The following is a 15602-nucleotide window of genomic DNA, read 5'->3' as shown; positions in this document are numbered from 1 at the left end:
AACATTACACCTCATTACAAGTCGCATAATTATAAAAAATTTACATGACACCCACTTAAATCTAAATTCAAAAACTTACATGACACCCACTTAAATCTAAATTCAACAACTGATTCCAATTCAAACCCATCATAAAGTTGCAGTCCTATATAAAGTGACTAGTATTTTTATAGAAACACAACATTGGAGGTTTTATGGCAATCGCTCGAAAAAGACAAATTAGCCTAAGTGATACTCGCTACTATCACTGTATATCTCGTTGCGTAAGAAAAGCTTATTTATGTGGCATAGACAAGCATACGGGCCAATCGTATGAGCACCGCAGAGAATGGGTTGAAGATAAAATTATAATGCTCGCTTCAATATTTTGTATTGATGTATGCGCCTATGCTGTGATGAGTAATCATACACATATCATCCTTCATGTAGATAATAATAAAGCTAACCGCCTAAATGATAAAGCCATTGCTTTACGCTGGCACAAAGCATTTAAAGGTACTTTATTAACTCAACGCTTTGTGAAAAATGAGGTACTCTCTTCTGTCGAACTGCAATTAGTAAAGTCTAGCATTGGAGAATATCGTTCAAGGCTAATGGACATTAGCTGGTTTATGCGATCACTTAATGAGTACATTGCTCGCAAAGCTAATAAAGAAGATAATTGTAAAGGTAGATTTTGGGAGGGACGCTTTAAATCTCAAGCTTTACTTGATGAGTCAGCACTAGTGGCTTGTATGGCCTATGTCGATCTAAACCCAATCCGTGCTGGAACCGCTTCATCACCTGAAAACTCAAATTATACAAGTATTAAAAAACGTATTGCAGCAGCACAAAATGCCAAACAACCTAGGTCCTTATTTCGCTTTGCAGGTTTAACAACAAAACACACTGTAAATGGTTTGCCTTTTGAACTGAACTCTTACCTAAACCTTGTTGATAAAACAGGGCGCTGCATAAAAACAGATAAAACAGGTTATATAGATCATTCTTTGCCACCGCTACTAGAGCAACTAAACATATGCCCTGAAAACTGGCTAAAAATCACCAGTAGGTTTACTAAAGTCTTTCATGGTGCAGTTGGTAAACCAGATGCAATTGACCGGTATTGTGAACACCAACACTTTAAACGACGAAGTAACCGCAAAAATTGCGAAAAACTATTAGCGTAATACCATATAAAACAACTTTTTACTTTTTATCAGCTCAAGGCTGAAGCTTGTGCTGCCAGTTATTTGCTATACTCGCCCAAAAATGAACATTTACTATTCTGAGAAGAGTTTTTTAATATCATTAGACACATAAAAACTCTTGTAACTGTATTGAAGTTAGGTGTCATTTTAATTTTTAAAAGTAGTGGATGTCTTTTAACTTACTCGCATTGGCAGACTGTGCAAAATACTTTGCGATGCCAACAATCTTAACCACCAGCTTTGAAGAAGGCCCCAACGGCCCGCTAGTACCTGAGTTAAAAGAAATGTTTCCAGATTCGCCCTACATTGCTCGGCCTGGACAAATTAACGCATGGGATAATGAAGAGTTTGTTGCCGCTATTAAAGCTACAGGAAAAAAACAAATCATTATTGCTGGAGTAGTAACTGAAGTATGCGTTGCATTCCCAGCTTTATCCGCTTTAGCAGAGGGTTTTGATGTATTCGTGATCACTGATGCTTCAGGCACCTTTAATGTAATGACTCGTGATGCAGCTTGGGATCGCATGTCAGCTGCTGGCGCACAACTTATGACCTGGTTTGGCGCAGCTTGCGAATTACATAGAGACTGGCGCAATGATGTGGAAGGACTGGGGACTCTATTCTCAAACCACATTCCAGATTATCGCAACCTAATAAATAGTTACTCAACCTTCCAACCTAAATAACATACTATTTAACAAGGGGCTGGCCCCCTTTTTTTATAACTAAAAACTAAACAATATAAGTGAGTTGCATACCAAGCATGCTCGTTTACCTCACGTTAAAAAATAGCTCCCCACGCACAAACTTAGACCGCTAACCAACCAAACTAATGCATAGCTTTGCCATAGTTGTGAGTTGTTATAAACCTTTTGCGGGTTATTTTTATCAACCAATACACTGCAAGGCTCGCCTTGTTTGAATCGTGTGAGCAGGGTGTTGTCGTGACTGACCAATACGCTATACAAATGATTGTTAAATCTAAAGCTAACTAACATTGACTGTGACGGCAATAGTTCATGAGCACCAATACGAGTATTAACCGCATTAGTGATGTTATCAATCACACACACGCGCCAGTGATGTTTGCTTATTTTACACTTTAACCACCTAAAAAGAGGCAGTAACCCTGCAAAAATAAAACACACACCCAATATCAATAGCACAGTATTCATCTTTCACTTACCTTATAAAACTAAAACAGACACACAGCACACACATTAAAAACTCACCACAAATTATCTATTAGTTCTGTAGAGATTGATAAACTTGATTTGCAGCAATCAAGTCACTCAGTGCTGTACCAACTGATTTAAATACCGTTATATCCGTTTCGTTAAAACGGGCTACGGTATTTACCTTCGCTAAATCAGCTAATTCAGCACATACGCTTTGCTCGCAAAATACACCTTCACTTATTGGTATTAATAATTCACCTGCTTCTCCTAATACATTGGTTTTACTATCAACATAAACGCGGCTACGAGTAATTGTGGCGGTGTCGCATTCGCGATGGTCACTCTGATGATTACCGATTAGGTCAACATGCGTGCCTGATTTTAACCAGTTGCCATCAAATAATGGCACTTGAGAGCCGGTCGCGCAGCTGATCACGTCAGCACTGTAAATTACTTCTTGCGTACTTTGCCCAATGACAAACTCAACATCAGGATATAACTGCTCTAAACAACTTTGCAGGGCGACTACTTTTAAATGATTACGCGCCACCAGCGTTACTCGTTTAAAATTACGAACAGCCAAATGCGCACGCACCATATACTCGGCTAAGTTACCACTGCCAAAAAATACTAAATGATTACTATTCTCTCGGGATAAATAACGACTCGCAAGCGCCGATACGCTTGCCGTACGCCATAAAGTAATACTCGTGCCATCTACCAGTGCCAACGGTTCGCCGTGCTCGCGCGAAAACAACATTATTTTAGAATACAAAGAATCAAAGCCCGCCTCGCCATTATTAGGAAAATAAGTAAATGCTTTTACGCCAATCACTTGTTCATTCCATGCAGGTAACACAGCAAACGCATCCCGGCTACCGCTGTTGCTATCTAACTCATAGACGTTACGCTTTGGCATAGTAAAATCGAGGGCAAAACCTTGCTGCATAGCAGTGATTAACGAGTCAAAATCAAGGGCGTTATCAATGTGTTTTTTATCAATAACTTGCATTTTATAACTCCAGTTCGAATGGTTTAGGTGCGTGAGTTAAAATTTCATAACCCGTGTTGGTGATCAAGATGTCCTCCTCTAAACGCACCCCGCCATATTCAGAGATATAAATACCTGGCTCTATGGTGATCACATTGCCCACTTCTAATACGTGCTTAACGTTGCTATTGATAAACGGCTGCTCGTGTAAAAATAGCCCTAAACCGTGGCCAAGCCCTTGTCCTGCCCATTTTCCAAAACCAGAGCCATCCAATACTTGTTGTGATGCATTTTGTAAATCAATGCAATCAACCCCTGGCTTAATTAAATTAATAGCAGCTTGTTGTGCAGTCGCAACTGCATTGTAAATTTGAACTTGTTTGCTTGACGCTTTACCTAATACATAACTACGTGTCATGTCTGAGCGATAGCCATTAACAACAGCGCCAAAGTCTAGGGTAATAAAGTCGCCTTCTTTAAGTGTTCTATCACTGGGGCTACCATGGGGCAGCGAGGTACGCTCTGCGAACATTAAAATCGTTGCAAACGACATTCCTTCAGAGCCTAATTTTTGCATTCTAAACTCTAGCTCTAAGGCTAAATCACGTTCGCTTACACCTACTTTAAAATATGGAATAGTGTGTGCAAGTGCTTCATCCGCAATCGCAGCCGCAGCTTTTATTTGTGCTACTTCCCAGTCATTTTTGATCATGCGCTGACGTTCAATTACTCCTTGAATTGGCATTAATGTGTGACCACTCAAATCACTAGCAATTTGCTGCCACAATGCCACATTAATAAATGCCGCATCAAAACCTAAATGGCTGTTAGCAGGTAAAAAACGGTTAATACAACAGCCTAAACTTTCGCTATCACGGTCGCGGCTGATCACTTCAAACCCTTGGCACTCAGATTGTGCGCGCTCAAAGTAACGATAATCAGTAATAAGTATGCAGCTAGCTTGCGTCACAATTGCATACGCGGCATTACCACTAAACCCGCTCAAGTAGCGAATATTCTCATGCCCTAACACTAATAACGCCGTTAAGTTTTGCTCTGCCATACGTTGTTTTAGTAATTGTTGGCGTACTAAAAAATGATTATTCATCGAAAAATAAATCCTTGTTTTAGGGGATCTGTTGGATCAATTAAAAAGGTATGTTTACCCGTCACAAAGGCTGTACCCGTAACACGAGGAATAATCGCAGACCGTGCTTTAACCTCACATGTTTGCTTAACCATTACATTAAATGCTGAGCCTAAAATGCTCTCAATATTTACACTTTGTCCTACCGCTAATTCGCCTTTGGCAAAAGCTAATGCAGCACGAGCGCTTACGCCCGTGCCTGTAGGGCTTCGATCAAGTTCACCTTCGGCAAATACACACACATGACGGCTAAAGTGGTTAATTTGTGATAACTGGCTATTGGAGTAAAAAATAACCCCATATAAAAAACCCAGTGCCTGATCGGTTGGGTGCGTTGGCTGATATTGATTAGTCACTTGCTGTTTAATGGCTTTCCCAAGGCTAATTATATGTCCATGATTGTCAGGTGCTAAGCTTAAATTAAGAGTATCTGCATCAACAAATGCGTAGTATGCACCGCCAAACGCTATATCACAGCTAACCGAACCACACATCGGCAAGCTTATTTTAACGTCTAATTTATCAACAAAACTGGCGACATTATCAAAATATACTTGCTGTAACTGATTATTGTTAAGTTCAACATACGCTTTTATAAGCCCAGCTGGAGTGTCTATTCTTAGTTCATTATAGCCATCTTTAAAGTCAACAAGTGCGCAATCTTTTGCAGCGGTAGCCAGTGCAATAATCGCATGCCCGCACATGGTGCTATAACCTTCATTATGTAAAAAAAGTACGCCAAAATGGCTATCTGAGCGCACAGCACAAGTGATCACTGCGCCATACATATCGGCATGACCACGAGGTTCAAACATCAATGCTTTTCGTAAATAATCAAAACGCGCTAAACAATCGGCACGCTTTTCAAGCATCGTATCACCTGTAAGTTGCTCAAAGCCATCAACTATAATACGCAATGGTTCACCACCAGTGTGCATCTCTAAAGTATGTATTTGTAACCAATCATTATTAGGCTGCTGCCAATGGGAAAATAAAGTCTGGGTCATAATTAACTCCTTCACTTTTGTATACAATATATCTCAATATTTTTTAGTGCAATAACTTTAATAAAAAATGCTGAGCAGTTACCTACTCAGCATCAAGGCTGTGTTACTCTTAATGAGAATGTGCTTAAACATTTTGTCAGTTTTAGTTTTCGCTTGTTAGATACTATTTACTAAAACGACATTTTACAGCCACTTACCAGGGAACTTAAAATTCTATACGTGCGGTTAACGATACATATCGAGCACCTTGGCGGCCAGTTACTAAACCATAATCTGGGTTGAGCTCTAAGCCATTATCGCCATATTGAGCTCGCTCCTCGTTTATCGATACCGCGCTATCTCCATCGAATAAGTTATATACCGTGCCTTTTAAGGTCATGTCAGAGCCAAAAAAGTCAGTATAATAAGTCAGTGACATATCCACATTAGTTAACCACGGTAAGTTACCTTTGCTTCCGCGTGGTGCCGGGTTACCATTTTCATCATAGTGCGATGCTTGGTCATAGTATTTACTCACACATGCATCCCACGGGCTTCCTTGCTCGCAGCTATCAACACCTTCAGGGTGAACTGAGAAGTAGCTCTTTGGACGACCCGATGTAGTTCGCGCAACTAAACCTACAGTCAGTGAATCGGTAATATTATACGCGCCACTAAATTTGATTGCGTGGCGGTGGTCATTTGGTAAATTACCATAGCCATGATCCATCAAATCGCCATAGTCGTAAGAGGTCGTCCAACCAGGATCTGCTTGGTCGTTATCCGTTTTAACTAAACCTTCCGTATTACCGTAGCTATGTGACCATGTATATGAAGTATTGATACGCAAGTCATCGGTTACATTGCCATCTAAGGTAAACTCAAGGGCCAAATATTTGCGTTGTGCTTCGGCAAGTGCAAGCTCATCAGCACTTAAATTAACGTTATCTATTTCTCCATCACCATCAAAGTCATACGACATTTGAATCGCTTCACCAGGATTATTAAGCACATAATATGAACCCTGCCCTACGTTATCGGTGATCCCCATTTCGGCAAGTTTCTTGGCAAGTATAGGGCCTACATCCGTGTCTTCAACACTGCGCCCAAGGTCGCGGTAAATAGCACGTACGCCGGCAGACATAGAATCAAAAACTTCTTGTTGATACCCTATTGTGAACTCATCGCTGTACATTGGTTTTAAAGAAGACGAGGCAATTAACCCAGGTTCAGTAATACCACGCTGGCGCCAGCGTCTATCTCGTAACATATCACCTCTGCTAGGTGAGCCGTCAGCTAATAAAGTAGGCGAGCCATTGCCTTCTAATTGATCTAATTCAAAATACTCAAACCATTCAATTGATGCAGAGCCTTGAGTGATATTCATGTTCGCAGATACTGGCTGAAAATAGCGCCCGTAAGTGGCAAATATTTTAGCGCTACCGTCACCCGATACATCATAAATAGCCTGTAAGCGTGGCGCTATTTGATTATCAATATCAACAAATGCTCGGCCATCTGTCACCGTATTTTCAAACTGGCTATAACGCAAACCCATATTAAGGACTAAATTATCAGTTGCTTGCCATGAGTCATTAATATAAAACGCCAGTGAAGTTGTATCTGAATCGACCTCACGGCTACGAACCCGCCTTTCGATAAAGTCACTCCCCAGCGCAGCACTTGATATATCATTTTCACCAGCAGTTTTTATAGTCCACCAGCCTTGTGCATCCCCAATACCATTTTGGCCTTCAAAATAATCAACCTTCACATTGGTGTAATCAATACCAAATTGAATTGAATGCATATCCAAGTCCCAGTTAAAATCAATTCTGGCTTGGTCACGAATATACTCTTCTTCCGTTATACCGGAATTTGTATGCTGGCTTAGAGTTACAAAACCGTCACGTTCATCCCACACGCCGGGATTAGGTGATGCTACAACGTTCTCAACATTTTCAGTAACACGACCAACAACGGCTGACACTGAAAAAGTATCTGTGAGGTAGCCATTGTAGTTAATACTGTATACATTGCCGCCATCTTCGCCTGGTGCATCGACACCTTGTTGATCACCTACCACATTATCTTGCCAACTATACGCAAACGTTTTATCAGTCCAAGTACGTTTATTGTTCATTGCAGAGAAACCAATAGAGTGATCTTCATTAATAAACCAATCCACTTTGGTGAACCAACGGTCTTCATCACGCTCAAAATCAGAAAAAGTGGTTTGCCCTGCGCTATTAGACTCTTCTCTGCGTGGTGCAAATAAACCATAAAAGAACAGGGTATCTTCAATAATTGCACCACTTGCCCATAGCTGTACTTCTTTAAAGTCGTAACTGCTTTGCTGTGTATTAGTGTTTATTGTCCCACTATCTTGAAATATTGAATCATGTTGACTACGAAGGCCATCAGGATCCCAGCGCACCTCTGCACCGAATTTAAAGTCGTTATCGCCCGATTTAGACACAGCGTTTACAATGCCGCCTAATGCACCACCAAATTCAGGGCTTACACCACCGGTTTTAACTTGAGTTTGGGATATAGCTTCCCAAGGAAGGCGAATGGAACCTAAACCAGTACGAATACTCGTTACATTTAAGCCATTAAAATAGTAGCCATTTTCAGCAGCCGATGAACCACCAAAACTTGATGCGCCTTTAAAATTAGAGCCACCAGGTGCAGCGGTACCTGGCGCAAGTAAAGCAATGCTCTCAAAGCCTGTATTAACCGGCATTGCTTTAAGCTCAGCATCACTAAACGTTAAACCGGAGGTAGAGGAAGCCATATCTACACGACGAATTGCCGAACCTGTTACCGCGATACGCTCTATATCAGTACCAGCTTTATAAAGTTGTACATCGAGAATGATTGATTGACCAATGGTCACTGCTACATCTTCTTCAATTAGTGTTTGATAGCCATCTTTTACAATCGTTACATCGTACATACCCACCGGTACATTACGTAATAAGTAATCGCCTTCAGCATTACTCGTAATAGTGTAAACAAGCCCTTTACTCTTGTGTTTAAGTGTAATTGTTGCGCCAATCAAATCATTACCAGAGTGTGCAACAATATGACCTTTTACAATACTACTACCATCTACGGCCTGCGCAGCTGGTGTCATTATTAATGCAGCTGTAACAGCTGTTGCCAGTAGGGTTTTAACACCCACTCCCCGAGTTTGCTTTTTATTATTCGTAAACATGAAATGTTCCTTTGATCCTGTTGATTTTTTGTTGCCAGGCTAACCTTGACGTAAAAAATATACACTCATTACATATTGTATACAATATGTAATATACATTTAATTTACGTAAAATTAAAAAACAAGATGGTTCATGTCAAACTTATTCAAAAACAATATTTATAATCAATTGCTTGCAAACTCACACTGAACACCTAAAAAGTAACAGAAGTGAGCAAAGTAATTAATACAGGGTTTAGTTTATTTTTATTCCGGCCTTGCCGAAAGCAATTTAGCTGATACAATCTAAATGTATAATGTATACAATATGTATTTATAAGAGGAAATATGATGCAAACGAACAGTAAAGATTGGCGATATACAGTTATGCCGGCCGTATTTACATGGCTAAAAGAGTCAGAGTCCGGAGCCCTGGAAATAGACCTTGATACAACAAAAAAATACGCTGCAGATATTTTAAAAGTGCAAGGAAAGGGGGGTACTCGTATGGGTGGACTTGTTGGCTCTGGTACGCTGGGTGAAAACAGCTACCTAAGTGCTGAGCAACGCCTTTCTTTACTAAAAGCCCTTTCAAGTGTTGCTAAAGAACACAACGTTCCTTTAATCAGTGGCGCAGCGGCAGAAACCAAAGAAGAACTAGCCAAAATAGTAAAAGAACTCGCAACGGTCGGCGTAGATACCGTTATGGTAATGCCACCAAAAACCAAAGAAACACCTTGTGATGAACAGATGTATGCTTACTACGCGCTTAGCGCCTCAGCGGCAAAAGAGGCCGGCATAACAATAATGCCCTATAACAACCCTGACGCAGCGGGCTACCATGCGCTTTCAACTGATCTGCTTACAAGGCTTGCAGCTCTACCAGAGGTAACTGCGCTTAAAATATCAACTATCGATGTGTCAGTTATTGAAACAATGATGTTAGAGAACAAAAATTTAAAAGTATTGGCCGGTGTTGACACCGTTACTGTACATGCAGGACTCGCAGGCGCATGTGGCGGCATTACAGGTGTGGGCTGCATATTCCCAAAAGCGAGTATTACAATGCAAGAGTATGTAAATAACGGAGAATGGGCCGAGGCAAACAAAATCTCTCAAGCGATGAACTCTATATCCTATCTTGATGCACAGCCGTTACTTTTAGAATACCTTAAGTTTGCTTTTGGCATTCATCATAATGATCTAACAGGTGGGCTTCGCACCTTTGGCAAGAAGTTAACCCAACAGCAAATTGATGACGTGCACACACGGTATGCCCTAGCAAAAGAACGACTTGAGGTCCTCGATTTACTAGACTGATGTTTTAAAATATTCAAATAGCAAAAACTCCGTTGTTACGGAGTTTTTATCTTTACAGATTGGCTATTTTTGAGATTGTTACATCTTATTTTATTCAAAACAGGCCTAGGCTACTTGCCATGATTAGGTTAACCGATGAATGTCTCGGCTCTGGCATCCTGCTTCGTTCTACCTTCTAAATCTATTTAGTCGTAGTGCCCCAGAAAGTCCAAAAGGATATGGGAAAAACCTGGCTGCGATAAGATCGCAATAAGAGATTACTGCGTAACGCACCCTAGATGTGTTTGCCGTAAGCTACTTGCTTAACAGCCACATCGGCATACGAAGTAAACGAATTTGCTTATTGAATTAGAGTTGATTTTTGATTGACCTTCAATTTATAAAACGGTCAAAAAGAACACTATTGCCTATTGACAGAGTTAAGGCTCATATGTATTAGGCAATTGATCCTGCAACATAAATACATCAAACGCAATTACTAACTTCACCCGCAGCAAATGTAAGAGTTTTACCTTTAGTTTTAATAAAGTAAGGTGTGATTTTATGACGTTGATCTGGATATTGAGGATGAGGCACTTCAAATGATGGTTCGTCCATGTCGTTCCAAGGATACTTCCAAATATTAATACCATTGATTTTTTTAGTTTGGGATTCAAAACCAATATCGTGATACTGCCAACCATCCATGTAAATCACCTAACGAGGCTGTAGTATAACTCCAACAGCCAAATTCAATTAAAAGACGAGCTCCTGTAATTAACTCTAAGCGTTTTTAAAGCATTAGGTAATGCATTTGGAACCCATAAAACTGGCTGTCTTTCTTAAAAAAAGAGTAATTCTACAGCCTCAACCCCCAATTAAGGTGTGGGCCACGCTACCACGACGCTCAAATTGAACACCGTAAACACTGAACTAGCCCTAAACTGAAACTGCCAAGCGTGGGGAATCACTCTTAAATTGCTTGTTAGCTATCTTTTTCACAATGCAGTGGGAAATGCTGCGACACTCCCATTGCAGAACCGCATGATAACCTAAGGTGTGTATCACGATAGTGGTCATAGCAATTATCAACTAAATTGATTGTAGCTCTTAATGCCACCTGCACTTCTTGAACTACTAGATCACAAATTTTGTCACGGGAGTTTTCATAAATACCGACCAAATCATAATCAGTGTTGTCGATAACTTTGCCTTCCATCCACGACATATTTTTGAACATTTTATCATCGCCAGTATAGAGTTCACTGAATCCCTTGTGTGCTCGGTCATTACGATCAGTCCGCAATTCTTCACCGGTTTTATCAAGAGTTTTTAAGTCCTCTAGAATTTCAGGGTACTCTGTTTTGAGAGCTTTTTTGAGTTGCTTAATATTTAACTGAAAATCAGAAAGTCCTAGCTCCAAAACTTCATTCACAAAATGAAAGGCTATATCTCTCAAGCTGGAAAAACGGAATAAAGTCAAATCAACGATAGATTTAAGCCAGTCGTATCTATTTATGTCTTGAACGCTGGATTTAACTGGAACAGTTTCAACCCCAAGCATTTTAGGGATAACCCGCAAATCAATGAATTGTTGTTCAAGCATGTTAAATCGGACATAGGTTAATTGTGCATAAGCCATATGTGGGTCAGCTTCAGAAAACTCTTCCCAGTTTTTGTAAGGCAAGTCATGCAAGAAATAACAATTTATCGAGTCGTATAAAACACCCTTGAAGCTAGAGTCTTCCAGATCCCACCAATGATATTCATTATTCATAGATACTCGCAATTTCTGACAGATAGCTAACAGCCTTTTACCAAGAATACCGATAAACACTCTTGAGTGATTACCCTGAACTGCGTAAACACACATTAAAATTTATAATAACAACTTATTAAGGTTACCTTTTTTCGTCTTCGATTTTTAATAATAGCTTTTTAATGTCGTTTTTGGCGCCCAAGATATGCTTTTTCAAAAAGTCACAGGCTTTTTTAGTGTCTTTTGCGCGACAGTGATTTAACAATGTGCGGTGCTCTTCGGGTGCGGTGGTTAAACCACCAGCCAGTAAAATATGCATGCGCACGTAGCGCTCTGAATTTTTACTATACATATCTACCAGCTCACGGGTTTGTGGCCGTTGCGCGCGCGAATATAATTTACCATGAAATCGACTATTTAAATCGCCTGTGGCAAGGTGGGTGTCGCCCGCATCCATAGCGCTTTCAAGCTCAGTTAAAATAAGCTCAGCGTCGATTAAATCTTGATCTGTTAAACCGTCTATTGAATGGCTTAATAGCTCTGCTTCAAGTAAGGCTCTTAAATCAAAAATCTCATCAATTTGTGATGCTGAAAGCTCTGTTGCCGTAGCTCCTTTGTGCGCTTCAAAGTTAACAAGCCCTTCGGCTTCAAGCTGAAGAAGTGCCTCACGTACAGGAATACGACTTACGTTCATCTCTGTTGCCAGTGCAGCTTGACGTAAGGGCTCGCCTGCTTTAATTTCACCAGAGAGAATTTTTGCGCGAATTGCTTCTGCAACAAGCTGGGTGCGGGTTTTGTGCTCGATAGCCATGGTGATCCTCTTACATTGCATTTAGCATACATTATACTCAAGTTCACTCATATGCCAAGTGAGAATCTGTCTGTACCCTATATAAACAAGGGGGAAAGCGGGAATATACAATTTGCATATCCCGCCCAATAAATCCTATGCTTGATAACAAATTGGTCGCATAAAACGTAACATTGCATTTGCGCCCACAGAGGTACTGCGTACATCGGTTGAACTTGGGAACGGCCCACCGTGGTTCATTGAAGCGCACACTTCAACACCTGTTGGCAGCTGATTTTTTATCAAACGACCTACTTTATATTGCAGCGCTTCGATAAGGCTATCGGCGTTGTTTAAATCAGCTTCAGTGCCATGAATACTGGCGGTTAACTGCCCTTGTAATTGGTTTATCAATGTCATGAGCTGCTGTTCACTGTCGTAGCGCACCACTAACGCAGCAGGGCCAAACACTTCTTCTTGCAAAGCTGAGATTGCTAAATAGTCATCAGCATTACAAGCAAATACATGTGCATTAGCATGAAATTCATGCTCCAGCTTGCCTTTACCCAGCACGCTAAGCTTATCAAGCTGAGTTCGCTCTGCTATTTGGTGTTTAAAGGTTTTAACAATCCCAGGGGTGAGTAAAGTGTCTGATGGGGCATCATTAATACACGCTGTTATATGTGCTTCGAGTTCGTCACACCCGGTTGGTACTAACCAAAGCCCTGGGCTAGTGCAAAACTGCCCGTTCCCCATCAGCATTGACTGGCAAAGTGATTGTGCCATCTCTTTGCTATGTTCAATGGCTTTATTGAGTAAAATAACTTGTGGGTTAATACTGCCAAGCTCACCATAAAATGGTATCGGCTCTTCACGCTTGGCAATTGTTGCTTGCAGCTTGCTGGCCACATTAAATGAGCCTGTAAACCCCACCGCTTTTATTGCCGGCGCAGCCACTAATTGATGCGATATGTCGTAGGCTTTACTTTGTACCATTGCAAACACGCCTAACGGCATTGCACATTCTTTAATGGCTGCAAGCGCCACACGTGCCATCAACTCACCCGTTCCTGGGTGCGCGGTGTGGTTTTTTACAATTACTGGGCAGCCTGCTGCAAGGGCTGCGGCGGTATCGCCGCCCAGTGTTGAAAAGGCGTAAGGGAAATTAGATGCACCAAATACAGCCACCGGCCCCAGCGGTAAATAGTTAAGTTCAGTGTGCGGCTTTGGTAACGGTGCTCTGGTGGCATCTGCTTCATCCACTATTTTTAAACCCAGTGGCGATTCAGGGTTGTCACGTAATGCATTAGCAAAGGCTTTAAGCTGATTTACGGTGCGCATACGCTCACCTTGCAAACGTGCCAGCGGTAAGTTGGTTTCTTGCTGTGTTTGCTCAAGTAACTCATCACCAAGCGCTAAAATATGATCAGCAATACATTCTAAAAAATCTGCTCGTTGTGCAAAACTGGTTTTACGATATTCATAAAACGCCGATTGTGCGGCTTCTATTGCACTGTCTAACTCAGTGGCGCTGAGGTTAAAAAAGCGCGTTGCGAGTGGTTCATTGCGGGCGGGGGAAAATGCGTTAAATTCACCATTTCCAGAGTGACCGAGCCATTGCCCTGCTACTAAACTTTGTCCTGTTAATGTCATGCTTTGCTCCTCATTAAATTACTTGAAACCCAAATGCGTATGGGTCATCGTCATCTACGGTGATAGCACTTGTGCCCGTCACCCTAGACCAACCTTGAATACTTGGTAAGATAGCTGTTATGCCTGCGATCTCTGTTACGTGTTCAATGCAACCAATAAACTGGCTGCCAATATAACTTTCGTGAATAAAATTTTGCCCTTGAGCCAACTGCCCTTTGGCAAATAGCTGTGCCATACGGGCGCTGGTGCCTGTTCCACATGGCGAGCGATCAATGGCTTTATCACCATAAAAAACTGCATTTGCGGCGTCTGAATTGGCATTTTTTGGGGTGCCTGTCCATAAAACATGGCTTGCGCCTTGAACGGTTGAGTCAAGCGGATGAACACATTTAATTTTGGCGTTTATTGCATCACGCACTAGCGGGCTATATTGCAAAATTTGCCCAGCCGTTAAATGTTCAATGCCTTTATAATTACCTTGCGGTTCAACAATAATGTAGAAGTTGCCGCCATAGGCGATATCTACTATCAGCTCGCCCAATTCAGGCACTTCAATAACTATCGACTTATGTGCTAAATACGCAGGTACATTATAAATTTTTACCCACTGTACTTTGCCATCACTCATTTCATAGTTGATCTGGACACGCCCAGCAGGTGTGTCTAGCAGCAGAGTTCCCGGCACTTTTGCCTGTAACAAACCATGCTCTAAAGCAAACGTAACGATACCCATTGTGCCGTGGCCGCACATAGGCAAACACCCAGATGTTTCAACAAATAAAATAGCGGCATCGCCGTCTTCCGTGGTCGGTGGATATAAAAATCCGCCCGACATCATGTCGTGACCGCGAGGTTCAAACATCAGTGCTTGGCGGATCCAATCGTGATTTTGCAAAAAATCTTGGCGCTTCTCACTCATGCTCTGCCCGCTCAATTGCGGGTGACCACTGGTTATAAGCCTAACTGGGTTGCCGCAAGTATGGCCGTCAATACAAAAAAAACTTCCTTTACGCATCACTTAGCCCACTTTAATTTTGTTAGGTTAGTAGGGCTTGCTATAGCCAGTGCAATCATGCCGTGAACAGCTTTGTTGATCAGTTCATCGCTCATGTTTGCTGTTGTTGCAAAGTTAATGGAGTCGTCTGCACTAAACTGAGCCATTACTGCTGCACAGACTCCTTGCCAAGTTACTGTCATTTTAATTACCTGATTGATGTTTAGGCTTGATATCATAGGTATATTGTATACAATAATCAATATCCCACCTTAAAGTTTGTTAAAAGGTTTATCTTCTGAGGCTCTTTTGGGATTGGGAATAACTACTTAAGAAACTGAAAAACAATGCTTATTTACTGATTTAATACAGCGGGATTTTTTTCATAAATCACTGTTTAAAGTGAGATGCAATGT

13 protein-coding genes and 1 pseudogene are annotated in these 15602 nt (G+C 41.2%); 3 read left to right on the top strand and 11 right to left on the bottom strand.

Annotation, left to right across the window (positions count from 1 at the left end; translation table 11 throughout):
* The first annotated feature begins 194 nt into the window (after positions 1 to 194).
* Both H5187_RS05730 and ycaC read left to right on the top strand, forming a co-directional pair.
* A complete protein-coding gene (locus tag H5187_RS05730) occupies positions 195 to 1169 on the top strand; it encodes a transposase (protein ID WP_182739493.1) in 975 nt (324 codons plus the stop codon).
* 197 nt (positions 1170 to 1366) lie between these two features.
* Positions 1367 to 1876 (top strand): annotated as a pseudogene (ycaC, locus tag H5187_RS05725) (isochorismate family cysteine hydrolase YcaC); the annotation flags it as partial.
* A gap of 90 nt (positions 1877 to 1966) precedes the next feature.
* On the opposite strand, the gene H5187_RS05720 reads toward ycaC, so the two are convergent.
* From H5187_RS05720 to H5187_RS05700, 5 genes are all read right to left on the bottom strand, one after another.
* Positions 1967 to 2365 (bottom strand): hypothetical protein, encoded by a 399-nt coding sequence (locus tag H5187_RS05720; protein ID WP_145234441.1) that lies wholly within the window; start codon positions 2363 to 2365, stop codon positions 1967 to 1969.
* A 70-nt stretch (positions 2366 to 2435) separates the two neighbouring features.
* Positions 2436 to 3380, bottom strand: coding sequence for an ornithine cyclodeaminase family protein (locus H5187_RS05715; protein WP_182717610.1), 945 nt, complete (start codon positions 3378 to 3380; stop codon positions 2436 to 2438).
* A gap of 1 nt (position 3381) precedes the next feature.
* Positions 3382 to 4467, bottom strand: a complete 1086-nt coding sequence (locus tag H5187_RS05710) for a Xaa-Pro peptidase family protein (RefSeq protein ID WP_145234446.1) — start codon at positions 4465 to 4467, stop codon at positions 3382 to 3384.
* Positions 4464 to 5513 (bottom strand): proline racemase family protein, encoded by a 1050-nt coding sequence (locus tag H5187_RS05705; protein ID WP_145234449.1) that lies wholly within the window; start codon positions 5511 to 5513, stop codon positions 4464 to 4466. Before H5187_RS05705 ends, H5187_RS05710 begins: the two co-directional genes overlap by 4 nt.
* Before the next feature lie 205 nt (positions 5514 to 5718).
* A complete protein-coding gene (locus H5187_RS05700; protein WP_145234451.1) occupies positions 5719 to 8712 on the bottom strand; it encodes a TonB-dependent receptor domain-containing protein in 2994 nt (997 codons plus the stop codon).
* 330 nt (positions 8713 to 9042) lie between these two features.
* Between H5187_RS05700 and H5187_RS05695 the strand changes: the two genes are divergently transcribed.
* A complete protein-coding gene (locus H5187_RS05695) occupies positions 9043 to 10011 on the top strand; it encodes a dihydrodipicolinate synthase family protein (protein WP_145234584.1) in 969 nt (322 codons plus the stop codon).
* A gap of 465 nt (positions 10012 to 10476) precedes the next feature.
* Here the strand turns inward: H5187_RS05695 and H5187_RS05690 are convergent, their stop codons facing one another.
* The 6 genes from H5187_RS05690 to H5187_RS05665 form a co-directional block, all read right to left on the bottom strand.
* Complete coding sequence (locus H5187_RS05690; RefSeq protein ID WP_182717613.1) at positions 10477 to 10698, bottom strand: hypothetical protein; 222 nt, start codon at positions 10696 to 10698, stop codon at positions 10477 to 10479.
* Positions 10699 to 10975: 277 nt separating this feature from the next.
* Positions 10976 to 11767 carry a Cthe_2314 family HEPN domain-containing protein gene (locus tag H5187_RS05685; RefSeq protein ID WP_182760779.1) on the bottom strand — a complete coding sequence of 264 codons (792 nt, stop codon included), beginning with the start codon at positions 11765 to 11767 and terminating at the stop codon, positions 10976 to 10978.
* 124 nt (positions 11768 to 11891) lie between these two features.
* Positions 11892 to 12560 carry a GntR family transcriptional regulator gene (locus H5187_RS05680; RefSeq protein ID WP_145234461.1) on the bottom strand — a complete coding sequence of 223 codons (669 nt, stop codon included), beginning with the start codon at positions 12558 to 12560 and terminating at the stop codon, positions 11892 to 11894.
* Positions 12561 to 12695: 135 nt separating this feature from the next.
* The gene (locus H5187_RS05675; RefSeq protein WP_182717615.1) at positions 12696 to 14192 is read right to left on the bottom strand and encodes an aldehyde dehydrogenase (NADP(+)); all 1497 of its coding nucleotides are present in this window, start codon (positions 14190 to 14192) and stop codon (positions 12696 to 12698) included.
* Positions 14193 to 14205: 13 nt separating this feature from the next.
* Positions 14206 to 15207, bottom strand: a complete 1002-nt coding sequence (locus H5187_RS05670; protein WP_182739491.1) for a 4-hydroxyproline epimerase — start codon at positions 15205 to 15207, stop codon at positions 14206 to 14208.
* Entirely contained in the window at positions 15207 to 15389 is a 183-nt protein-coding gene (locus tag H5187_RS05665) for a hypothetical protein (RefSeq protein WP_145234469.1), read from the bottom strand. The genes H5187_RS05670 and H5187_RS05665 overlap by 1 nt, the downstream gene beginning before the upstream one ends.
* Between the last annotated feature and the right edge of the window lie 213 nt (positions 15390 to 15602).

The sequence above is a fragment of the Pseudoalteromonas sp. SG44-1 genome, assembly GCF_014164315.1.
In the GTDB taxonomy this organism is placed as follows: Bacteria; Pseudomonadota; Gammaproteobacteria; order Enterobacterales; family Alteromonadaceae; genus Pseudoalteromonas; species Pseudoalteromonas rhizosphaerae.
This window is presented reverse-complemented; position numbering and strand designations above follow the sequence as displayed.